The following is a 21,917-nucleotide window of genomic DNA, read 5'->3' as shown; positions in this document are numbered from 1 at the left end:
GACGGGGCCCCAAGAGGCCCCGCCAATCTTGCCGCGGTAGGTCGATCCTCAGATGAAGAGAAAGTCGTCCACCCCGAGGTCGGCGGCTTCGACGCCGGCCACGCGGATCGTCTGACCCTGGTAGCTCAGCTCCGCCGCGGCCGCCCCGTTCAGCGTGATATCGGTGATCGACAGCGCGTCAACGCGGCCTTGCAGGCCCGCGCCCGCAGCGCCTTCGACGCCGGACAGGCGCAGAACGTCGACGCCGTCCTCGAAGTCGAGGATCGTGTCCACCGCCCCGGCTTCGCCAGCCAGCCAGACGAACACGTCCGCGCCGGCCCCGCCGTTCAGAACGTCGCTGCCGTCACCGCCATTGATCGTGTCGTTTCCGTTGCCGCCAAAGACCGTGTCGTTGCGCCCACCACCGGCGAGGAAGTCGGCACCGCCATTGCCGCTGACGTTGTCGTCGCCTTCGCCGCCACCGACCGAGTCGTTGCCAAGACCCGCCACGATGGTGTCCCGCCCGGTGCCGCCGCCGAGGTCGTCGTTGCCGTCACCGCCGTCGACCGAGTCGTCACCGAAGGACGCGCCCATGACGTCATTCCCGGCACCGCCGCCGACCGTGTCCGCTCCGGCCCCGCCGGCAGCAACGTCGTCACCTACGCCGCCAGAGATCCGGTCGTCGCCGAAGCCGCCGCCGAGCGTGTCGTTTCCGAGACCGCCGATCATCACGTCGGAGCCTTCGCCGCCGCCCATGAAGTCGTTGCCGTCCCCGCCCTCGACGACATCGTTGCCACTTCCCGCAGCGAGGTTGTCGTCGCCGGCGCCGCCGATCAGAACATCTCCTCCAAGGCCGCCGATCAGGCCATCGTCGCCGTCACCGCCGTCGAGCTGGTCGTCGCCCGCGCCGCCGTCGAGGCGATCGTTTCCGCCGGCTCCGCCCAGGACGTCATTGCCCGCGCCACCGGTCAGGACGTCATCGGCAGCGGTCCCGGTCTGGATGACCGGAACCTCGGTCGCGGACTCGATGAAGCCAGCGTCCCCGGTCAGGGCGAAGTCGAGGACCGCGTTCTCGAACGCCTCGGTCCCCGGGACGAGACCGGCATCGGTTGCGGCGGTCTCGGCGGCATCCCGGACGGCCGGATCGAGCGACTCGAGCGACACCGCCTCGGCGGGGAAGTCGGGATCGTAAAAACCGACGCTGCTTTCACCCGCATCGTAGGTGAACAGCGACTCCGTCGAGTCGATCCGCCACGCGTCGCGATAGGCGCCATAGACATCATCGAAAGCGAGCGGGCGGGCCAGAACGGATCCATCCGCCAGCGCCACGTCGTTCGCGGCATTGCCGTCACCGTCGCCCAACAGACCCTCCAGATCGCCAAGCAGGCTTTCGTTCAGCCGGACGTCGACATCGACCCGGCCGTCGGAGACCCGCACGATGACCTGGCTGTCGCCGTCGTCGGCTACGCCGTTCGCGCCGGGATAGACGATGCGGTACGCGTCGCCCTGCCGGTAGATCGCGCCGCCGTCGACCGCGACGCCCTCCCCGTCGGCCAGCGCGACGACTTCGCCGTCCACGGACAGGGGCGAGCTGTCGGTGCCGTCGACCTGCACCGAGCTGTCGCCGACCTGCGTGGCCACCGCCGAAATCAGCGAGGCGTTGGCGCCAGCCTGCTCCAGCCTGGCCTGCAACTCGAAGTCGTTGTCGGTGCCGCGCAAGAGGACGTATTCACCCACCGCCTGGAAGTCGTAGCCGAACCCGTCGAGCGTCTGCAGGTGCGGATCGCCGGAGGCCCAGGCCACGAGCACGCTGTCGGGCAGGCGCGGCAATATCAGGTCAAGGATGCCGAACGGGTCGTCGGGCAGCGTCGGATCTCCCGGATCGACCGTGCCCCCGCCGCCGCCACCTGCTGCGAAGCCCTCGAACAGGAGCGTGTCGGGATCGAGCCCGGACAGCTCGGCGCGGATCGCGTCGAACGCCTCGGTCAGCGTCGACGTATCGTTCGCCGCCAGCTCGTTGAGGAATTGCAGCGCGAGGTCGATCACCGTGTCAACGTCGGTGCCGTCTGGCAGTGTGTCGTCGGTCAGCTGGGCGCGCAGCGTGGACTCCACCTGCGGGATGACCTGATTGAGGTAGCTGAAGTCGGTCGCCTCGATCGACGCCTCGGCTGTGTCGAGAAGCGCGAGGTACTCACCCACGGTGATCGAGGTGACGTCGGTCTGGAACGGGGCGATCACATCCGGGTCGCCGGTCAGGCCGGCGGCAATACCGGCAAGGCTGGCCCAGGCCAGAAAGTCGTCCACGGACTCGAGGTTTTCGAGGTCGAACAGCATGTCGTGCCTTTCAAAATTACGTCGTTCAAATGCTGCGGACGTCCGGAAATTCCCCTCCTCGACGGCCGCATCGCGTCAGTCGCGGCCCGCGAAGCCGAGCCGCTTGGTCATGTGTCCTGAGCGCAGTGTCCTCTGCGATCGCCCGCCCGCTCCTCCCTTGAACCGGGCGGAGGACTCGCCGTCGTCGCGCGGACCGAATGCGTCGGGCCCCGCCGCGCCGGCGCATCCCGACGCTATCGCCCGGCTCACGATTGCGTCAACGTCATTATTACGTTGGGGAAACCCGCGACGTGTCGCGTCAGAGGAAGAGGAAGTCGCCCGGCGTGATCGCGTCGCTGGAATAGCCTTCGAAGAGGATCTCCTGCCCACCGATCTCCATCACCGCGAAGGACTGGCCGCGCAGCAGCACGTCGGTCAGAACGACATCGGCGGCGGTGCCAGCGCCGACGAAAATCAGCTCGTCCTCGGCCGCATCGAAGTCCCGGATGATGTCGCGGGCACCGGCCTCGGTGCCGTTCCATATGAACAGGTCCCGGCCCTCGCCACCAATCAGCACGTCCGATCCGGCGCCGCCGTTCAGGGTATCGTCGCCATTGCCGCCGGACACGGTGTCGTTCCGGCCGCCACCGGCGACGAAGTCGTTGCCCTCGCCGCCTGAAACGCTGTCGTCGCCCTCGCCCGCGCCGATGGTGTCGTCGCCCAGACCGCCGAGGATGGTGTCCTGCCCGGTGCCGCCGCCCAGCATGTCCTGCCCTCGGCCGCCCCAGACCTTGTCGTCGCCGTAGCTGCCCGCGACGACGTCGTCGCCGAATTCGCCGTCGAGCTCGTCGTTCCCGGCGCCGCCGGCAATCACGTCGCGCCCGGCGCCGCCGACCACGAAGTCGTTGCCGTCGCCCGCACCGATCGTGTCGGCCCCGATACCGCCGAAGACGCGGTCGCCGCCCGTGCCGCCGCCAATGAAATCGTCGCCGTGGCGTCCGAAGATGGTGTCGGAGCCGGCGCCGCCGCCGATGGTGTCGGAACCGGCGCCGCCATCGATCAGGTCCTCGCCCGCGCCACCGAACAGGCTGTCCTCGCCGTCGTCGCCGTCGATCTCGTCCGATCCGTCGCCACCCAGCACGATGTCGCCGTCGTCGTTGCCGCGCAACGAGTCGTCACCCGCGCCGCCCTCGAGCCGATCGCCGCCCGAACTGCCGATCACGCTGTCGTTGCCGTCGCCGCCGAGGATGGTGTCGTTGCCCTCGTCCCCGGCGATGGTGTCAGCGCCACCCGCGCCGTCGATCAGGTCCGCCCCGGTACCGCCGAAGAGCCGCTCTCCGCGGTTCTCGCCGACCAGAACCACCGGCGGGTCGATGGCCACGCCGACCGTGCGAACCAGGGTCTGTCCGTCGCCTTCGGCAATCACCAGCGACGCATTCTCGAAGCCACCCGACACCGTGAAGACGCGCTCGGGCAGGCCGTTGAGGTTGGCGTCGATACCGATGGTGGCGCCGCCGTCGAAGGGCGTCAGGATGAAGGTTTCGGCGGACAGCTCCTCGTCGAAGATGATCAGGTCGTTGTCGCTCCATCCCCGGATGATGTCGTCCTCGAACTCGGCGGCGGTGCCGGAGACGGTATCGGCCCCGCCGTTCAGCGTGACGATCTGCGGCGAGGTGTTCAGCTCGAGAAGGTCATCGAGGCCGGTCCCCGCGACATTGGCGAAGGCGCCGGTGCCGGGTAGCGACGAGACCTCCGCGTCGCCCACGAACAGGCCGGAATCGTAGGCCGCGTCGCCGGTGTCGGCGATGCCGATGACCAGTTCGTTCAGACCCTCCTGCACGGGCACCAGGACCGTCAGCAGCGCCGAGAAACCGTCGTACTCCGTATCGAACGTGTTGTCGGTGTTGTCGTAGAAGTTGCCGGGCGTGTTGATGCTGTCGCCGACGATGCTGAGAGGCTGCAGCGGGTCATTGTCGAACAGCGCGTAGTTCACGCCGTTCATGAACACCGCGGCGATGTCCACGAAGGAGCTGTCGGCAAACTCGGGATACTCGTCCGAGCCGAAGAACAGGTCGATCTCGATCGTGTCGCCATCGACCTGCGAGCTGTCGAAGGTAAAGGTCACGATCGAGGCGTCGTTGGTGTTGCCGGCGTCCGGGAAGGCAAGCTGCGCGGCGTCGGTCAAGCGCTGGTCGCCCGGCACGCCGAGAGTCACGGTGAACGAGCTCTCGGTGTTCTCGGTACCCGGTCCACCGCCGGTGGACAGGAAGAGACCGCTCTCGATGAAGACCGCGGTCTCGCCGTCGCTGATCTGGTATCCCGTGGGCAGCAGGCCGATGGCGTTGCCCGAACCCGTGAAGAAAATGCTCTGCGGATCGAGCGTGTTGCCAAAGAACACGTTGGCAATGCTGGGATCGCCGGTGGAGTCGATGTTGTCGCCAACCGGCGCCTGACCGTTGATCGAGTTCCCGACATCGTCGGGATCCTCGGTGTCGGGACGCTCGGTGCCGTCGTCGCCGCCGGTGCCGGCATCGGGATCGTCCTCGTCGACCTCGGGCTCGGCGATCAGCGCGATGTCTTCCGGGGTCAGCGTCGTGTCCGCGAAGACGTAGCGCTCGAAGCCGCTCAGGGTGTCCTCGCCGGTGGTGGAACTGACCACGCGCACGTCCCCGTCCTCGGACAGGAAGAACTGCGCCTCGACCGCGCGCCCCTCGAAGAGAGCGGTGTCGGTTCCCGCGCCGCCGACGAGGCTGTCGTCGCCACCCGCGCCCTCGACCGTGTCGTCGGACGCGCTGCCGATCACCGTGTCGTCGAAGTCCGATCCGGCGACGATTTCGATGCCAGAGAAATTGCCGGTGAGGCCCGACACCTCGTAGGTGCCGCGACCGAACGCCGACAAGGTGAAGCGCGCGCCTGCGGACAGCGCCTCGCCGGTCAGGAGATCGTCGCCCGTGCCGCCGAACACATCGGCCTCACCCGCGCCGATGGACAGCGTGTCGTCGCCCGATCCGCCGTCGAAAAGCCCCGCGCCGTCGCCCGCCGTGATGCGGTCGTTGCCCGCGCCGCCCGACAGCGTCTCGTCCCCGCCCGAGCCGGTCAGCACGTCGTCGAGCAGGGTGCCGATGATCTCTTCGATCCCGGTGAAACTGGTGACGAAGCCCGGAAGCGTGCCGGACCCGCCATACGAAATCGTGCCCGCGCCGCTGCCGGTGAAGGTCGCCGTTATGCCGCCCGACCCCGCCGCGACAGTGAGCAGGCCGGAGGCGTCGATGGTGTCGGTCGCGCCGGCGTCCGTGCCCTGCGCGCCCGAACCGGCCGGCGCGAAGCCGTGGATAACGTCGTCGCCCGATCCCAGCGGGAAGTAGTCGCTGCCGGCTCCGCCCTGGAGGAAGTCACCGTCGTCGCCGAAGGTGTCGGGCTCGTTCACGTTGCCGATCAGGGTGTCGTCGCCAAGACCGCCGAACAGGAAGTCCGCGCCGGTTTTGCCGCGCAGAAGGTCGTCGCCCGCGAACCCCGAGAGCACGTTGCCCGACAGATCGGGCCCGTCGATCGTGTCCGCCCCGGAATTGCCGTCGATGGTGGCGTTGCGCACGAGGGCGCCGGTCTGCTCGGTCATGGTCGGTCTCTGCTCTGCCTCGCGCCCGTCCTGTCCCAACGTCAGCCGGTGGCGCCCCTCTTTTGCCGAAAGGCTAGGAAGCGGCGGACGCGCAAGTCAAACGCCATCGCCGCCCGGTGCCATATTCGGGCCCGACCGCCGCGCCCGGGCCACATGCCGGGGCGCGGACAACGTACGACGCGCGATCAGACGAAGACGAAATCGTCCGCCGTCAGGTCCGCCGCCGAGACGCCGGCAAGCCGGATCTCGTGGCCCGCCCAGCTCAGGACCGTGCCGCCCGCCACGTCCGTCGGGTCCAGTGCCTCGAGGTATCCCGCGAGCCCCGAGCCCGGTGCGTTCTCGACCCCGGACAGGCGGATCATGTCGGTGCCGACCTCGAAATCCGTGATGACGTCCCGGTCTCCGGCGACCATCTCGTTGAAGACGAAAACGTCCGCGCCGCCGCGTCCGGTCATCGTGTCGTTGCCCGAGCCGCCGTTGATCGTGTCGTTGCCCGAACCGCCATCGATCAGGTCGTGGCGGTCGCCCCCGGCGAGGAAGTCGTGGCCGGCGCCGCCGTCCACGGTATCGTCGCCCGCCCCTGCGCCGATTGCGTCGTTGCCGTTGCCGCCGACGATGCTGTCGCGACCGGACCCTCCGCCGAGGCTGTCGTCTCCCTCGCCGCCGAAGACGCGGTCGTCGTGGAAGCCGGCGCCGGAGGTGTCGTTGCCGAAACCGCCCTCGATCAGATCGTCCCCCGCGCCGCCGTTCACCACGTCGTCGCCGAGGCCACCGAGCACGGTGTCGTTCCCGAAGCCGCCGCCGACCGTGTCGTCGCCGTCCCCGGCATCTATGCTGTCGTTGCCGAGGCCCCCGCCGATCATGTCGTCACCGTTCCCGCCGAGGACCGTGTCGTCTCCGTCGGAGGCCGAGATCCGATCCGCACCGCCGAGGCCGTAGAGCATGTCGGCCCCCTGCTGCCCGGCGATGGTGTCATCAAAGTCGGTCCCGGTCAGCGTGTCGTCCCCGGCCCCGCCGGCCCGCAGGACCCCCGCGGTGGCATCCGGTTCCGGGGCGGTTTCGGAGGGGCTGTCGACAACGTCGGTTCCCGAAGGGTCTGTGCCCTCATCGACATCGTCGCCCGGTTCTGAAGGTGTTCCGCCCCCAGAGCTTCCAGAGGCCCCGGCACCGCTGTCATCTGCCAACTGCACCGGCTCATCCTCGGTCGTATCGGGGTCGGAGCTTTCGGTGGGGGCGGGCGTGTCGTTCTCGACCACGGGATCGCCTGTTGTCACCGGTGTCTCGTCGGGTTCGACGCCTGCACCGAAGCCTGACAGAAGTTCCGCTGCGGTCACCACGCCGTCGGAGAAGGCGAACCGCTCGATGCTCGAGAACAGGTCGGTGCCCTCGGAGGACACGATGCGGATGCCATCCTCCGTCGACGTGGCGGTGACCGAGGACAGAGCCACGCCCAGAACGGCGGTGTCGATCCCCGCCCCGCCGCGCACCCGGTCGTTGCCGCGCCCACCCTCGAGCCGGTTGTCGGCGTCGTTGCCGGCGATCGTATCGTCGCCTGATCCGCCGCGCGCATTTTCGATCACGGTGCCGACCGCTATCACGAGACCGCCGTCGACACCGCCCACGTCCGACGCGGCGCCCGCACGCATGTCGATGCGCTGGTGCTCGGTCGCGGTCGAGAAGTCGAGCGTGTCGGTTCCGCCGCTGTCGAAGACGGTGTAGGCCACGTCTTCATCCGCCCAGGCGATCTGACCGGGGCTCGCGCCGTCATAGAGAATGGCAAAGGCCTGCCCGAGCATCCCCCCGACATTCGAATTCGCGCCCCAGGTCGTATCACCGGAATAGGCGGTCGCCGTGCCGTAGAGCGACTGGATCGCCAGCACGTCCGCCGGCATCGGGGTCAGAATGTTCACATCCTCGCCCGCGACCTCCGGATTGTCGTCGGGGTCGAAGTAGCTCATGACCGTGAGCTGCGTGCTGTCGTTGGCGAAGAGGTTGTCGACGCCGTAGGTCGCGACGCCCTCGTAGGGTCCGGCATGGCCGAGGCCCAGGGCGTGACCGATTTCGTGCAGGTAGGTCTGGTAGCCGTAGCTGCCGTAGTCCGAGCCGTATCTTTCGATCCATTCGGTCCCGACGTTCACGTCGGAATAGGCGTTCAGGCCCGAGTTCACGAGGTAGGAGGACGGACCCGCGAACGCGCCGCTGCGGTCGTCGTCGAACGTAATATCGGCCGAGCCGCGAACCTCGGTGAAGGTGATGCCCGCGGCCACCTCCCACGCCTCGAGCGCCCAGCGCGCCAGTTGCTGCCCCTCGCCAGTGAGCGCGGTGAGGTTCACCGTCAACGTGCGCGTGGCATCCAGATCGAAGCGCAGCGTGGTGGGCGCGCCCCAGTCCACCTCGGTCATGTAGATGGCGGCCAGTTCGGCGTCGAAGGTGTCCGATGCGGCCAGTACGCGGTAGTCGCCCGCCTCGCCGTCGAAGCCGGACACGCCCAGCCAGTGGGTTCCTTCCGCCTCGGCCTCGTAGGTGATGGCCGAGAACAGGTTGCCGTAGGTCGGAAGGATGTCGTCGTTCGACGCGATTTCGCGGCCGTCGCCGGCGTAAAGGGTCAGCACCGTGTCATCGATGCCCGCCGCCTGCCCGCCCGTGCCCCAGGACAGGAACACGTAGCTCTCACCCGCCTCGAGCGTGACCTCCACCCAGTCGGTGTCGCCCGAGCCGAGCTGCCCCTGGAACACCGCCCCGAGCGGGGTGCTATAGGGCGAACTTGCGCCCGCCGGGGCATCGACACCCTCGGTATTGTCCGCGGCGGCCATGGCGCGGGAGACTGCGCCCAGTGTGGTCGAACCGGCAAGATCAGCGAAGGACATTTGGCCGTCCGCGGCGCTTCGCAGCACGGACGAAAGGGACGTACAGATCACGCACATGATGGGTCTTGTCTACTCCGCTCGACATCGGGTCAGGCGGGCCGACCGTTCCCCGGCGCCGCGTGTATGCTCGTTCATTGTGGGCAACCTTCGCGGCATTTTCTGACCATTTCGTGTTGGCCGCGGGGCCGCTCCCGGCCGTTTCCGAGGATTTTTACAGAAACAAAAAGTCCTCAGGGTTGAACGCATCCGGCGTCATATCCTCCACGATAATCGTATGACCGCCGAAGAAGATTCCGGTCCCGTCCTCGACCGCCTCGATTGTGAGCGCGGCGTACTTGCCCGCCGCGCCACGTCCCGGGATGCCGGACAGCCGCATGAGGTCGACCCCGGGGGTGAAATCCTCGATCACGTCACGTTCTCCGTCGGTGAACCGGGTGAAGACGAAGACGTCCGCGCCGCCGCCGCCTTCGAACACGTCGTTCCCGACGCCGCCGTTCAGCGTGTCGGCGCCCGCACCGCCTTCGAGCCGGTCGTTGCGACCGCCCCCGGCGACGAAATCGGCTCCGGCCCCACCCTTCACGGTGTCGTCGCCTTCGCCCCCGCCCAGCCGGTCGTCACCATTGCCGCCCGAGAGGATGTCGCGCCCGGTGCCGCCGCCGATGTCGTCGTCCCCGCCGGCGCCGCGCACTTGGTCGTTACCGTAGCTCGCACCGATGGTGTCGTTGCCGACGCCACCCTCGATGATATCGTTGCCCGGCCCACCGGCCAACACGTCGGCTCCATCGCCGCCGTCGAGCGAGTCGTCGCCCCGGCCGCCGCCCAGCGTGTCGCGGCCGGCTCCGCCGAACAGCGTGTCGTTTCCGGTGCCGCCGCCGATCATGTCGTTGCCGCTACCGCCATCGGCACGGTCCGCGCCGTCCGCGGACGCGATGGTGTCGTCGCCTGCCCCGCCCGACAGCACGTCGTTTCCGCCACGGCCGAGCACGGTGTCGTCGCCATCGCCACCGGACAGGGTATCAGCCCCGTCCGTGCCATCGACCACCACGCCAGACGCGCTGCCTACAGGCCCGGCCTCGTCGATGGTGCCGGGCAGGTCTTCGAAATCGCCGGGATCGGTCGCGGTGCCACCTCCGTTTGCGGGGATGATCGGGGGTGGCACCGTGTCAGGAAACGGCTCTGGCGCGGGCTCCGGCGCGGCCTGTTGCAGCGGGCCGAGGACGATCTCGGCGCGGTTGAGAAAGGCCGGCACCAGCCGCTCCACCTGCGCGACGCTCAGCGAACCGCCCGCGGCGCTGCGGATATGGAGGACCTCGTCACCGAAGCGCAGCGTGGCGCCGCTGTCGGTCGGCGTGACGGCAACGGCGTCGAGGCTGTACAGGAACGGCCAGTCCGACAGGTCGATCACGTCCTGCCCCGGCGTCGCGTCGAGGATCGTGTCGGCCTCTCCGTCCGCGATCAGCACGAAGGTGTCGCGGCCCGCGCCCCCGCGCAGGCGGTCCGAGCCGGGCCCGTCGATCAGCACGTCTGCCCCGGCGCCCCCATCGAGGGTGCCCGCACCGGTCGTCAATTGCAGCAGATCCGATCCGGATGTCCCGGTGCGCGTGCCGGACGTCACGCGCGCCACGTCACCCGCCGCCCCGAGGTTCAGCGTGTAAACCCCCGCGCCGGTCTGACCCTCTCCGCGCGTGACGATCCGGGCCTCGGCGCCGGTGACCAGCGCGGCGATGTCCACCGGGTCGTTCAGCGCGCCGGAGCCGGTCTCGGCCAGCGTATCCTCGTGTATCAGCCGGCCGTCCGGGCTCAGGCGGAAGACGGTCATGCCCTCGTCCGCACCGGCGGCGATAACGAAGGCCTGCCCGCCCACCTGCACCGTCTCGATCTGCGCGACGCCTTGAAACCGCGTGTCGCGCCCGTCGAACACGTGATCCGTGTGTCCTAGCGACCCATCCGCCCGCACCCGCAGGACCGTCAGACTGGATGAGCCGGAAGCCGCCACCACGAGGAAGTCGCGGCCCGCCACGTGCGCGGCGGCAAGGCCCGAGACCGTCTGCACCGGCAGGCTTTCCTCGCGACCGAGGGACTCGACCTCGGACAGGCGGGCGTCGGCGCCGACGCGAAAGCCGGTGAGCCCGGCCTCGCTGGACGACCCTGCATAGAGATACGTGCCACCCGAGGTCTCGATCAAGGCCAGGTCGGCGACCTGGTCGAGGTAGCGCCCGTCGGTGTCCTGCACCGGCCGCGCGGTGCCTGGCGCTCCGGTGCCGTTGAGAACGTAGCCCGTGAGGCCGGCCCCCGTCGCCGCCGCCACGAAGAGCTGCGTGGCGCCACCAACGTCAGCGGCCACCACGGTGCCGCGGTCGGCCGACCGACCGCCTTCGGACAGCCAGACCGACTGGCCGTTGCCGCCGCCCAGCGCGAGGTGGCCCAGCGCGGTGGCGATCACCGCGTCGGGCAGGCTGCGCGCCTCCCCGTTGACCGTCAGCGCCACCCGAGCCGCGGGCTCATGCCAGGCCGGATCACCGGTGCGGGACAAACCCGCGCCGGACGCACCCAGCATCTCGGTGCCCGCAAATACCTCATCGGAAACGGCTATCCGACGGACACCACCCGTCAGCACCGCAGTCAGCGACACCGGGCCGGCGGGCAGCGCGAAGCTGCCCCCGGTCACCGTGCCGGCATACCCCACCTCGATCGGCATGGCCCGCACTCACCCCAAGTTTTCCCACGGCGAGACGAATGCCGGTGCGGTGGGAAAGGGCGGAGGCGCGATTGTGGCGCGTGGGCGAACAATCGCTCCGATGCAGATCAAGTTTTCCGGATCAGGAGAACGGGCGCGACGTGCCGGCCCGTCCCAGGCGCTGGAGGATCAGCCGATGGTCAGAAGCAGACGATCTCGGCCTCGGCCTGTGCGCGCCGCAGCTTGGCAACCTGCTCGGTCGAGACTGCCGCACTCTTGAAGATCGCGGTGCGCTCGCCGCCGGTCTGGCGGAGCGCCAGCACCGTCTCGGCCGAGACGTAGTCCTCGTAGGGCAGGATCGCCGCGATCTCGTCTATCGAGCAGGCGCATTGCTGAAGGACCTGTTGGGTCTGCCCGTTGGTCTGCATGCAGGCAAAGACGTAGTCGGCGCGTGCAGCGGTGGGATAGTCGTTAAGCCGGTCCGCGACCGACTGCGCCTGTACGCCCCCGGCCAAGAAGGCCGAGAGCAGGGCGGCGACAAGCGGTGCGCGGGAGATCATTGGGCAGCCTCCGCCGCGGTGTCCTCGATCCCGTCGAGGCGCATCTCCGAGCGGTAGATCGGATCGCCGCCATCGGGATGCGGGGCCTCGGCGCTGAGCGACAGGTACCAGCCCGGCACCTCCTCGGACATGGTGACGGTCAGGGCGAGATCACCGAATCCAGACATCTGCGCGCGGTTCGGATCACCCTCGAACGGGCGCAGGGTCACGGTCTGCGTCTCGATATCCTCGCCCTGCCAGGTCGCGGTGCCGTCGATCACCTCACCGGGTACGGTCAGCGCGTCCTTCATCCGGTTGCGGATGTAGAAAGGCGAGCCGCCGGCGGTCTCGGCCATGTCGCGGACCACGGCTTCGTAGAAGTACATGATCATCGGGTTGCCGACGCTTGCCGGGAAGCTGCCGAGATTGCGATGCTTGCCGTCCTGAAGGAACATCAGGTTGGCGATCTCGGTGTCCTCGCGCTGCTCGAAGCTCAGCGCGATCCGGCCGGTGTCGCGCTCGGCGGCCTCGGCCTTGGCGCGGTTGGCGACCGTGCGGTCGTAGATCAGCGTGGACTCGTCGGGGACCTCGTCGAGCGTGCCGTCCTTGAACAGCAGGTCGTAGGTCTCGGTGGTGTCCGTTGCCGCGTTCTGGGCAAGCGCCGGGGCTGCCGCAAGGCAGGCCACCGCGCCGATCAGGGCCAGTGTCCGTCTCATGTCGAAAATCCTCCCAAGGCGACCGTATCCGGTCTGCACGTGCTGTCAGGGCCGACTTTTGTCGGCATCCGCGGGGTCCGGCGCGGCGGCGGCATCCGGAGCCTGCCAGCGCACCTTCCAGTCGATCAGGGGCCGCAGGCGGGCGGGTTGAACGGGTTTCGTCAGGATCGCGAAGCCGGTCTCGACCCCTTGCCGCAACAGCGATTCGCTTCGGTCGGCAGTGACCATGATCGCGGGCACCCGCACGCCGGTCGCCGCGCGCACGGCCTCGATCGCGGCGACGCCGGTGTCGTCACCATCGAGCTGGAAGTCCGCCACGATGATGTCCGGCGCCATGCCCATGTCCGCGACGTGCGTCAGCGCGGCCTCCGTCGAGGCGGCGGGCAGCACGCTCGCGCCCCAGCCCTCCAGAAGCTCGGTCGTGGCGAAAAGAACGTCGGGGTCGTTCTCGACCAAAAGGGCGATCACGTCCATGTCCTCGCCAAGGGCTTCGGGCCGCAATGCCGGCGCATCCGAATCGTCCGGCTCGGTTCGGCGTCCTGGCACCGTCCGCATCTCGATCGAGAACACGGAACCCACCCCGGGCTTGGAACGCACCCGGACCTTGTGGCCCATATGGCGGCACGTGCGCTCGACGATAGAGAGGCCAAGCCCCATCCCCGAGGCGAACGGCACGTTCTCGGCGCGGGCGAACTCGTCGAAGATGCGCTTCTGGTCGCGGGCGGAGATGCCCATGCCGGTGTCCCAGACCTCGAGCACGACGCGGTCCGTCCCGCGATTGCGGCACCCGACCAGAACCCGTCCGCCCGGTTCGGTATACTGGAGCGCGTTCACCACGAGGTTTTGCACCGACCGCATCAGGTAGCGCTGATCCGAGCGCACCCAGACCGAGCTTGGCACGATATCCAGCTGCACGCCGCGTTTGGCGGCCAGTGGCGCCTGATCCTCGATCACCCCGCGCATGATCGCGCCGAGGCTCACGTCAGCGGGCGTCAGCGCCCCGTCGGTGGAATCGAGCCGCGAGATGTCCAGAAGCGCGTGCAGGATCTCCTCGATCGACGCGAAGGAGCCGTCGAGACGCTCGACCAAGGTGGCGAGCGAGGTGTCCTCCGCCCGCTGCACCAGCGTCGAGATCAGAAGCTTCGCGGCGTTCACCGGTTGCAGCAGATCGTGGCTGGCCGCAGCGAGGAAGCGGGTCTTGGACGACACCGCGGCCTCGGCCCGTTCCTTGGCAAGCCGCAGTTCTTCCTCGACCTGGGCCTGCGCCTCGGACTGGGCAGTCAGGCGGCGGTTCGCCCGAGTCAGCTCGGCCGTGCGCTCGTCCACCCGCTTTTCGAGCATCTCTGTCGCGCGGCTTTCCAGCGTCACGTCCTTAACATCCACGAGGAAACCGCCATCGGGCAGACGGTGCGCGAAGAGGTCCAGCACCCGCCCGCCGGCATGACGCATCCGACGCCGGATCCGGCCCTGCCGCGCGATCCGGTCCTCCCATTGGGCGAAGTCCATGCCGTCGGCGTCGCGGATCAGCGCGTTGGCGCGGATGAACTCGAGGATCGCCCCAAGCCGCGTGCCCTTCTGCAACAGCGTGAACGGCAACCCCAGCAGGTCGCGGAACCGCGTGTTGTGCAGGATCACCTCGCCCGCGCTGGAAAAGGTGCAGATGCCCGAGGACATGTTCTCGAGCGCGGCCTGGAGGTAGTGCGCCTGTCGGTCGATCAGGCTTTCGCGCTCCGACCGGTTCTGCCGGACAATGGCGGTGATCTCGGTCTGCAGGATCACCACGTTCTCGTCCGAGGTGCGTTGCAGGTTGATCTGGAACCAGCGGTCGCCGGTCAGCTCGATCACCACCGACAGGACCGAGGCGCCCACCGGCCCGTGGCGCGCGCGGGTAAGCGAGGTCTGCATCCGTCCGTCCGAGGACACCAAGTGCCCGCTCTTCGAGAGCGCGTCGAAATAGTCCTCGATCCGCAGCCCCGGCACGAGCCGTTCGCGCAGGTCCGGCAGAAGCGAGCGGAACAGGTCGTTGCAGACCTCGAGCGTGCCTGCGGTGAACAGCGCGAAGCCGCCCTCCATCGCCGAAAGTGCATCGCTCAGGTTCCGGCGCGTGCGCTCGCGTTCGTGACGAACTTCTTCCAGCTCGCTCGCCGCCCTCTCAAGGTCTCGGGTCTTGGCCCAGACCTCTCCCTGCAGGGCGATGGCCGACTGGAAGGCGCTGTAGGCGGTCTCTCCGACCTCGTGCTGCCGGTTCGCGCGGCGGATCAGCGCGTCGATGATGCGTTGCTGGCGGGCGATCTGGACGTGCGGCGGCTCGGACGGGTCGATCATTGCAGCTCGCGCCCCCGACCCTCTGCCTCGAAGAAGGCGACGCCCACGAAGGTCTGGTTCACGTGCACGCCGCGGTGCTGCTCGCCATAGGTGTTGAAGCCGATCACGCGCCGGCGGCGGAACACGTCCGAAACGGGGGCGGACAGGTGCTTGTGCTCGATCTCGAGCCGGCGCAGCACGCAGTCGAAGCCCAGCACGACATCCGGCGCCCGGCCCTGCGCGCCGCGCACGTCGAGCCCGGCATCGAGCGTCTCCACGATGTCGCGGCCACGGCCCAGCGTCAGGATCAGGCCGTCGTCGATGGCCGACAGGAACGACAGCGCCGCGCCGCCCGGCGCACCGTGAACCGCCCGCACGTGGTAGGCGTGGTTCTGGCGCACCAGCATGGGGTTCTCGGCAAAGACCCGCGGGCCGAGCCGGTCCACCGGACAGCCCACGAGACGCGCGTACTCCTGCGCCGCAGGCGCTCCATTCAGCTCCAGCACCAGCCGGTCTTCGGGAATCGCGGCGGTGACGACCATCTGGGTGTCTGTAGGCAGGAAGTGGTCGAAACCGATCCCCGCCACGTCGAGGTCGGTCTCGATCAACAGCATCAGCGCCGCGTCACTGCGGAATACGCCATCGCTGAGAACGTGGGTCTCGCGGAAGCTCAGGCCGTTGCCCGCGGAGCCGCCGAAGACCGGCACGGAATCGAGGGCCGTCTGCAAGGTCGAGACCAGAACGTCCTCGCGCTTGGACAGCCCGTCCACGAACACCAGAGCGAGACGGTTCCACCCGGCCGTGTGAGGAAAGCGCGCCTCGTGTCGGCGGGCCTCGTCGGCGACCGACTTGATCGACATGCCCGACAGTGATTCGAACGGCAGCGAGGCGCAGCGGAAATGGCGGCGCGGGAAGGCGAGGATCAGAAGCGCGCCCGAATCGTAGCCCGAAGGCGTGATCTGGCCGGCCGTGGTGCAGCCGAAGGCCGGGACACCCTGAGCGCGCGAGGACAGCGCCGCAGACAGCGGCCCGAGGGCCAGACCCTCGGGCACGAGGACCAGCAGAAAGCATGTCGCCGCCAGGTCGATCTGCGTCACCGCTTCGGCCACCGCCCGGTCCGGATCGGTGGCGTAGGACACGGCCACGCCGACCACTGACGGACGTGGACTGGCGTCGTTCATGGGCGGATGCCCCTCAGCTGCTGAGGAAGGCGCGCGCGTCCGGGTCGCCGGCGGCGGCCTCGCTCTGTGCGGCCTCCACCATCACCGCGGCCTGGGTCCGGTTCTGGACCCCGAGCCGCCGCAAGAGCGCGGTGATGTGCGCCTTCACTGTCGCCTCGGCGAGGTCGAGCTCGTAGGCGATCTGCTTGTTGGGCTTGCCGGCGCAGATCAGCTTCATGATGCGGGATTGCTGCGGCGTCAGGTCGGCCAGGCGGGTCCGCCCGCTCGCGCCCGACGAATCGGGTGACGCGCCGCGGTATTCCTTGGGCAGGGACTTGCGGCCCGCGCTGACATCGAAAAGCACGCTTTTCAGGGTCGCGGCCGAGGCGTCCTTGGGCAGGAAGCCGGCGGCGCCCGCCTCCATCAGCGCCGAGACGACCGGCTGCGATGTGAGGGACGAGATCACGAGGATGGGCGTGCCCGGAATCCGTGCGCGCAACGCCTCGAATCCGGAGATCCCGGTGACGTCGGGCAGCTTGAGGTCGAACATTACGAGATCGGGGTCGGCCCCCTCGTCCAGCAGCGCCAGCGCACCCGACAGGGTCTGTGCCGTAGCGACGTGGCACCCCGGAAAGGCGAGGTTCAGGGCTGCGGACAATGCGTCGCTGTAGAGCGGATGGTCGTCGACCACCACCACCGACCGGATGCGACCCGATGGCGGCGCCAGCGTTTCGTGTTTCATGTGACAAGTCCTCCCGCGGCGAAGCCTAGCGTAGGACTGCAATTTCATGCAACGCCGCTGCTCGCGGCGGTGCAGCATACCGCCGCCCGCTTCGCCCCTCGCGTGAATTGGAAAAGGGCGCGGGCGGCGGCAGAGTCAGGCCAAAACGCCTTTCTGCTTGGCCACATGGGTCGCGATCGCGTCCATGAGCGGCGGCGACAGGCAATCGTAGGGCGTGAGCCCGAGTTCGCTCAGGCGCGCCCGGATCCCGTCCATGCGGGACGGATCGACACCCGATTCGATGATCGACGAGCAGAACGCCGCGAACTCGGCGCCCGACCATCCGGACTGGTCGCTCAGCTCGGTGTGCACGAAATCAAGCCCGTGGAACGGGTGGTTGGTGTCCTCGATCCGGCCGAACATGTGCACGCCGCATGCCTTGCAGGCATGGCGCTGGATCGCCGCGGACGGGTCCACCACCTCGAGCTTCTCCTCGTGCTCGAGCACCTTCACGTGGTCGCGCCCGACCACCGCGATCTGGCTGAAGACGGCGCCGTCGGGCTTCCAGCACTTGGTGCAGCCGCAGACATGGTTGTGCGCGGTCTGCGCCGACACCTCGACCACGACCGGGTCGCTGGTGCAGTGGCAGGTCAGCTTGCCGCCCGGAAAGTTGGACGAGCCCGGCTTAACGCCGTTGTCGACCTGCGGGTGGATCTTGACGTCCGAATGCTGATTTCCCCCGCCGCCGGTGGTCGACGACGCATTGCCGTCCCCCCCGCCGAACAGATTCGATAGAAGTCCCATCTCGCCCTCCCTGTGGCTTGTCGCTTGTCCGGCGCCGTCCGGCGGCCGGACATGGGTGGGATCAAGCGTGACCAAACGCCGCGGCCCGCGCAATTCCCCTTTAAGTATCGCCCGACGACCGTTTGCGCCGCAACAGGGGACGCGCCAGCGCCTTCAGGTCGGGCGCGGGTCCCGTCCCGGCTCCGAAGATCGACCGGCCCAGGATGTCGACCGCGCCGCGTGCCTCGGGCCGCGCCGCGACGCCGGGATCAGACGCCATAAGCGCCCGCGCCGCGCGCCACAGCCCGGCCGCATCGCCGCGACGGGCCGCGCTTGCCACCGCGCGGCGCCGCGGATCGAGGCCCGGAAGCCGCCTCCAGCCGGCCCCGCCGGTCCGCCGTCCTGCCAGCATCACGCCCAGACCCAGAAGCGCGCCCAATCCCGTCATTCCGAGAAGCGGCGCCCGAGATAGGCTTCCGCGGGTGGGTGTGGCCCTGTCCGCTGGCTGCTCCGATCGCGCGAGGCCCGTGACCGTGCCGTACGCGATCCGCTGCGCGCCGATCTCGACCAGGCGCTGTTCCCGTGCCTTCGTATCGAAATACTCGATCTCGAGAGGTTCCAGGATCGCCGATGTGCCGTTGGTCGGCCGCACCGTCCAGCGCCAGAACGCGTAGGTGACCGGTCCCTCCGGCGACAGCTCCACGAAGCGGCGCTCGGGGTGGGCGAAGATCATCGCCGAGGGCGAGGTCAGGTCGGGCATCGGCGGGATCATCTCGGGCGTGGCGCCGGTGGCCTCGATCCGGATGACGCGAAGCACGCCCTCGCCCTCGGTCAACTGGTCGGGCGCGTTCGACCATTCGTCCGAGACCCGCAGGCCGCGCACCGGGAACCACCAGCCTCCGCCGGTTTCCGGAACCGGCTGCACGTCCACGGTAATCGGTTCGGACCGGATGTCATGGGGGAACCAGTCGTCGCCCTCGTCGGTGAGCGTCAGGTGATGCACGAAGGGCGGAATCGTCAGCCGACCCGGTCCATCCGGATAAAGCGCCATGCGCCGCTCGAAATTCTTGATCCGCTTGCCGGCCTCTATGGTCTCGTACCAGCGGTCGGTGCCCAGCTGGCTCCAGTTGAAGCCCTCGAGCTCTGGTTGCTCCAGCTTTTCGCGGGTGATGTGCCGGCGATAGGTGCCGTGAATGGTGATAAGCACCATCTCGCGCGCGTAGACATCCGTCGCGCCACCCACGACCGACACCTCAAGGTCGAGTTGCCCGTCCGTGACCTCGCGCGTCTGCGCGTCCGCAATTCCCGCGAAGGCCAGAAATAGGGTCGAAAACAGCACGAGACGGATCATCTCGGGTCCTCCGGATCGGGCGGGGTCAGACCGGCATCGGCGCGGCGCTTGGCCTCGAAGCGGATGCGCTCGTCGAGATAGGCGCCAGGCACGTCCTCGAGCTGCGCGAGCCACCGGTCATCGGCCATCATGAAGCGGTCGTCGAAGACACCGCGCACACCGGTGATGCCGCGGCTTTCCAGTTCCGGCAGGCCGAGTAGCGCACCGGCATTGGTCGACTCGGTCCCGGTGCCCGCAGCGCGGCCCGAGCCGCGTCCGATGGGTGCCTCCTCGGTCGGTCCCACCGCCTCGCGCTCGGTTGCCCACGACACGATGGTGCCGGGATCCAGCCGCAGCCCGGCGTAATAGGCCGTCACCAGGTCGAAATTCGCCCGCGCGTCGCCGTCGCCTGTCAGCCGCGCGAGGTCGAAGGCCTCGAGCGCAGCGGCGTAGTCCTGCCCGCGGGCCCGGGCGAGGCCCAGATTGTAATCGGATCCCGCGGCGCGGAACGCCTCCGCCGCCGCGTCCCAGTCCCCGGCCCGGTAACGCGCCGCGCCGTGCCAGGCTGGATCGGACAGGAACGGCGCCGCCATGCCCGGCACACCCGCGGCCATCAGAAGCCGTCCGAACGGGGCGGCCCCGGCCATCGCGACGGCGGCCAGACCAGCGACCACGCCAACAGCTGCAAGCGCCCTGGCCCTCATCGTGCGGCCCTCCGGAACAGCAGCAGCGCGGGTAGTAGCGCCAGCGCCAGCAGCAGGCGCCCGTAATCGGCGAGGAACAGAAGCGGATAGTCCTGCCGTTCGAGCACGTCGCGACCGGCATCCCGGATATAGGCGGCAAGTGCGTCGGTCTGGTCGGTCGTCCAGACACGGCCGCCCCCGACCCCGGCCATCGACTCCATCTCGGGCGTCGTGCCGTCCAGACCCACCACCGACAGGCGCGCGCCGCCGGAGGCCAACGCCTCTGCCTCGCGCAGGGCCTCGGCGCCGAGTCCGCCCCCGTCCGTCATCAGGACCACGTCGGCGGAGAGCACCCGTGCCTCTTCCAGCATCCGCCGGGCCAGCGACAGGCCGCGCTCGGGGCGCGAGCCGGGATCGGGAACGGTCTCGGCATCGATCACCGACAGGGTCTGGCCCAGTTCGCGCAGGTCTGCGGTCATGTCCGTGGCAACGTAGGCATCGCCCGCGTAGACCACCATTCCGCCCGGACGACTGCCCATCGCCGAGATCGCGAAGCGCCCCATGGTCTGCAATTGCGGCCAGCGCGGGCTTTGCGCCACCGACGGCGACGCGTCGAGCACGTAGATCACTCCGTCGAGGTTACGCCACGCCGCGCGATCGCGCCGTTCCAGCGCCGGACCCGTCAGCGCCAGCACGACGAGCGCCGCCACCGCCAGCGGGACCAACCCCGCGCCACGGCGACCGGCCCCTTCGACCCGTCCGAGCGCCCGCATCGCCTCCAGAAGGCCCGGGTCCACGGCCCTGCCCCAGTCGCCCAGCGCGGCTCCGCGCCGGGATAGAAGCCATGCGGCCAGCACCACCAGCGGCAACGTCAGCAGCCACAGGGGCCGGAGCAGGGTCGGATCCGGCATCACGCGGCCTCCCGCCACGCCAGCGCCAGCGCCAGCATCGCCGCCGCCGCCGCGGGCCAGAGCCAGAGGGCTGTCCAGACCTCGGCGGCAAGGCCATCGGCGTCGGTGGCCTCCAACCGGTCGAGCGCCTCGCCCACCGCCACGAGGTCATCCATCGTCCGGACGCGGAAGCTTTCACCGCCGGAGATCTCCGAGATCGCGCGCAGGGTGGCCGCATCGACCACGCCGCGTTCGCCCTCTTCCGCAGTTTCCAGGTCGCGCGGCCCCATGGCGATGGTGTGGACGCGCACCCCCTGCTCGGCGGCCAGCGCGGCCACGCCACGCGGGTTCGTCGCGCCAGCGTTGTTCACGCCGTCCGACAGCAGGATCACCACGCGGCTCTCCGCCTCGGACTCGGCCAGCCGCTTGAGCGCGAGGCCCAGCGCATCCGACACGTTCGTCGCCCGGCCCGAGATGCCGATCTCGGCGGTCTCGATCCGGCGGGCCACGGCCTCGGTGTCGAACGTGAACGGCGCCGCGTAGTAGGCGTCCGAGCCGAACACGATCAGCGCCACGCGGTCCCCGCCGCGCCGCCGGGCAAAGTCCGCGCCCACACGGCGCACCGCGTCCAGACGGGTGATCGGCGCGCCGTCGAGGATGAAATCGTCGCGCACCATGCTGCCCGACAAATCGAGCGCGATGGCAAGGTCCCGTCCCGACACCTGCAAGGCCGGGATCGTTGCCAGCGTGCGCGGCCCGGCCAAGGCGACGACGAGCAGAACCCACAAAGCCCACGGGGCCCAGCACCACGCCCGGGCCGTGCCGCTTCCCGCTGTAGCTCCGAACCCCAGTCGACGCCCGATACCGTCCGGCACGGACAGCGCCGCGCCGGCGTCCCGGCGCGGCGGCAGCAGCCAGCGCGCCAGCAGGGGCAGCGGCAGGAGGAGCAGCACCAGCGGGTCGGCGAAGTCAGGCATCGGCCAGCACCTCGCGTTCGAGTGCGTCCGCTTCGGGCAGTCCTCCAGGTCGGTAAATCGCGCCGGACAGACGCGCGTAGCGGTCGGGCGCGCGCGTCTTCAGGAGGTGAAGCAGCGCAACGCGGCGATCGTCCTCCGGCAGCGCACGCAAGGCCAGCACGTTGGCCGTAAGGTCCGGCTGTCGCGTGGCTGGCCTGCTGAACAGACGCAGCGCGCCCCCGATCAGCAGGGCCAGGAACAGACCGACCGCCAGCGCGGCCAGCAGGTCGGCGACGACCTCCCACCCGGTGCGGGCCGGAAGGTGGAGCGCGCGCAGGCCCGCCTGCAGCGCCGCTTCGGACAGGGCGCGGCCCTCCTCCATG

15 protein-coding genes are annotated in these 21,917 nt (G+C 69.2%); all 15 read right to left on the bottom strand.

What is annotated here, in order from left to right:
• Positions 1-48 precede the first annotated feature (48 nt).
• The 15 genes from BMX29_RS15695 to BMX29_RS15625 all read right to left on the bottom strand — a co-directional run bounded on the left by BMX29_RS15695 (position 49) and on the right by BMX29_RS15625 (position 21,916).
• Positions 49-2,313: a VWD domain-containing protein gene (locus tag BMX29_RS15695; RefSeq protein WP_092814644.1), complete on the bottom strand. Its 2,265-nt coding sequence runs from the start codon at positions 2,311-2,313 to the stop codon at positions 49-51.
• A gap of 298 nt (positions 2,314-2,611) precedes the next feature.
• On the bottom strand, positions 2,612-5,908 hold the full coding sequence (locus BMX29_RS19320) for a choice-of-anchor L domain-containing protein (protein WP_092814641.1): 3,297 nt from the start codon (positions 5,906-5,908) through the stop codon (positions 2,612-2,614).
• A 185-nt stretch (positions 5,909-6,093) separates the two neighbouring features.
• Positions 6,094-8,775 (bottom strand): M10 family metallopeptidase, encoded by a 2,682-nt coding sequence (locus BMX29_RS15685; protein WP_139197061.1) that lies wholly within the window; start codon positions 8,773-8,775, stop codon positions 6,094-6,096.
• A gap of 211 nt (positions 8,776-8,986) precedes the next feature.
• The gene (locus tag BMX29_RS19670) at positions 8,987-11,473 is read right to left on the bottom strand and encodes a hypothetical protein (RefSeq protein WP_139197059.1); all 2,487 of its coding nucleotides are present in this window, start codon (positions 11,471-11,473) and stop codon (positions 8,987-8,989) included.
• A gap of 179 nt (positions 11,474-11,652) precedes the next feature.
• Entirely contained in the window at positions 11,653-12,012 is a 360-nt protein-coding gene (locus BMX29_RS15675) for a hypothetical protein (protein WP_043844060.1), read from the bottom strand.
• Positions 12,009-12,707 (bottom strand): hypothetical protein, encoded by a 699-nt coding sequence (locus BMX29_RS15670; protein ID WP_043844061.1) that lies wholly within the window; start codon positions 12,705-12,707, stop codon positions 12,009-12,011. The genes BMX29_RS15675 and BMX29_RS15670 overlap by 4 nt, the downstream gene beginning before the upstream one ends.
• Before the next feature lie 45 nt (positions 12,708-12,752).
• Positions 12,753-15,032 (bottom strand): hybrid sensor histidine kinase/response regulator, encoded by a 2,280-nt coding sequence (locus BMX29_RS15665; RefSeq protein ID WP_051487654.1) that lies wholly within the window; start codon positions 15,030-15,032, stop codon positions 12,753-12,755.
• A complete protein-coding gene (locus BMX29_RS15660; RefSeq protein ID WP_092814635.1) occupies positions 15,029-16,192 on the bottom strand; it encodes an FIST N-terminal domain-containing protein in 1,164 nt (387 codons plus the stop codon). The genes BMX29_RS15665 and BMX29_RS15660 overlap by 4 nt, the downstream gene beginning before the upstream one ends.
• Before the next feature lie 13 nt (positions 16,193-16,205).
• Positions 16,206-16,913, bottom strand: a complete 708-nt coding sequence (locus BMX29_RS15655) for a response regulator (RefSeq protein ID WP_043844065.1) — start codon at positions 16,911-16,913, stop codon at positions 16,206-16,208.
• Between the two features lie 135 nt (positions 16,914-17,048).
• The gene (gene gfa / locus BMX29_RS15650; RefSeq protein WP_092814633.1) at positions 17,049-17,696 is read right to left on the bottom strand and encodes an S-(hydroxymethyl)glutathione synthase; all 648 of its coding nucleotides are present in this window, start codon (positions 17,694-17,696) and stop codon (positions 17,049-17,051) included.
• 100 nt (positions 17,697-17,796) lie between these two features.
• The gene (locus BMX29_RS15645) at positions 17,797-19,026 is read right to left on the bottom strand and encodes a BatD family protein (protein WP_092814630.1); all 1,230 of its coding nucleotides are present in this window, start codon (positions 19,024-19,026) and stop codon (positions 17,797-17,799) included.
• The gene (locus tag BMX29_RS15640) at positions 19,023-19,709 is read right to left on the bottom strand and encodes a hypothetical protein (protein WP_244889261.1); all 687 of its coding nucleotides are present in this window, start codon (positions 19,707-19,709) and stop codon (positions 19,023-19,025) included. Before BMX29_RS15640 ends, BMX29_RS15645 begins: the two co-directional genes overlap by 4 nt.
• Complete coding sequence (locus tag BMX29_RS15635; RefSeq protein WP_092814627.1) at positions 19,706-20,599, bottom strand: vWA domain-containing protein; 894 nt, start codon at positions 20,597-20,599, stop codon at positions 19,706-19,708. Before BMX29_RS15635 ends, BMX29_RS15640 begins: the two co-directional genes overlap by 4 nt.
• Complete coding sequence (locus BMX29_RS15630) at positions 20,599-21,555, bottom strand: VWA domain-containing protein (protein ID WP_092814624.1); 957 nt, start codon at positions 21,553-21,555, stop codon at positions 20,599-20,601. Before BMX29_RS15630 ends, BMX29_RS15635 begins: the two co-directional genes overlap by 1 nt.
• A complete protein-coding gene (locus BMX29_RS15625; protein WP_092814621.1) occupies positions 21,548-21,916 on the bottom strand; it encodes a hypothetical protein in 369 nt (122 codons plus the stop codon). Before BMX29_RS15625 ends, BMX29_RS15630 begins: the two co-directional genes overlap by 8 nt.
• Between the last annotated feature and the right edge of the window lies 1 nt (position 21,917).

Origin of the sequence: Roseivivax marinus, from assembly GCF_900109705.1 — a bacterium.
In the GTDB taxonomy this organism is placed as follows: Bacteria; Pseudomonadota; Alphaproteobacteria; order Rhodobacterales; family Rhodobacteraceae; genus Roseivivax; species Roseivivax marinus.
The sequence above is the reverse complement of the archived record's forward strand: the minus strand, read 5'-3'. Positions and strand labels throughout refer to the sequence as shown.

Excerpts from the sequence above, each read along its gene's own strand:
- BMX29_RS15695 (WP_092814644.1), bottom strand. The coding sequence starts at position 2,313 with ATGCTGTTCGACCTCGAAAACCTCGAGTCCGTGGACGACTTTCTGGCC.
- BMX29_RS19320 (WP_092814641.1), bottom strand. The coding sequence starts at position 5,908 with ATGACCGAGCAGACCGGCGCCCTCGTGCGCAACGCCACCATCGACGGC.
- BMX29_RS15685 (WP_139197061.1), bottom strand. The coding sequence starts at position 8,775 with ATGTCCTTCGCTGATCTTGCCGGTTCGACCACACTGGGCGCAGTCTCC.
- BMX29_RS19670 (WP_139197059.1), bottom strand. The coding sequence starts at position 11,473 with ATGCCGATCGAGGTGGGGTATGCCGGCACGGTGACCGGGGGCAGCTTC.
- BMX29_RS15675 (WP_043844060.1), bottom strand. The coding sequence starts at position 12,012 with ATGATCTCCCGCGCACCGCTTGTCGCCGCCCTGCTCTCGGCCTTCTTG.
- BMX29_RS15670 (WP_043844061.1), bottom strand. The coding sequence starts at position 12,707 with ATGAGACGGACACTGGCCCTGATCGGCGCGGTGGCCTGCCTTGCGGCA.
- BMX29_RS15665 (WP_051487654.1), bottom strand. The coding sequence starts at position 15,032 with ATGATCGACCCGTCCGAGCCGCCGCACGTCCAGATCGCCCGCCAGCAA.
- BMX29_RS15660 (WP_092814635.1), bottom strand. The coding sequence starts at position 16,192 with ATGAACGACGCCAGTCCACGTCCGTCAGTGGTCGGCGTGGCCGTGTCC.
- BMX29_RS15655 (WP_043844065.1), bottom strand. The coding sequence starts at position 16,913 with ATGAAACACGAAACGCTGGCGCCGCCATCGGGTCGCATCCGGTCGGTG.
- gfa (WP_092814633.1), bottom strand. The coding sequence starts at position 17,696 with ATGGGACTTCTATCGAATCTGTTCGGCGGGGGGGACGGCAATGCGTCG.
- BMX29_RS15645 (WP_092814630.1), bottom strand. The coding sequence starts at position 19,026 with ATGATCCGTCTCGTGCTGTTTTCGACCCTATTTCTGGCCTTCGCGGGA.
- BMX29_RS15640 (WP_244889261.1), bottom strand. The coding sequence starts at position 19,709 with ATGAGGGCCAGGGCGCTTGCAGCTGTTGGCGTGGTCGCTGGTCTGGCC.
- BMX29_RS15635 (WP_092814627.1), bottom strand. The coding sequence starts at position 20,599 with ATGCCGGATCCGACCCTGCTCCGGCCCCTGTGGCTGCTGACGTTGCCG.
- BMX29_RS15630 (WP_092814624.1), bottom strand. The coding sequence starts at position 21,555 with ATGCCTGACTTCGCCGACCCGCTGGTGCTGCTCCTCCTGCCGCTGCCC.
- BMX29_RS15625 (WP_092814621.1), bottom strand. The coding sequence starts at position 21,916 with ATGGAGGAGGGCCGCGCCCTGTCCGAAGCGGCGCTGCAGGCGGGCCTG.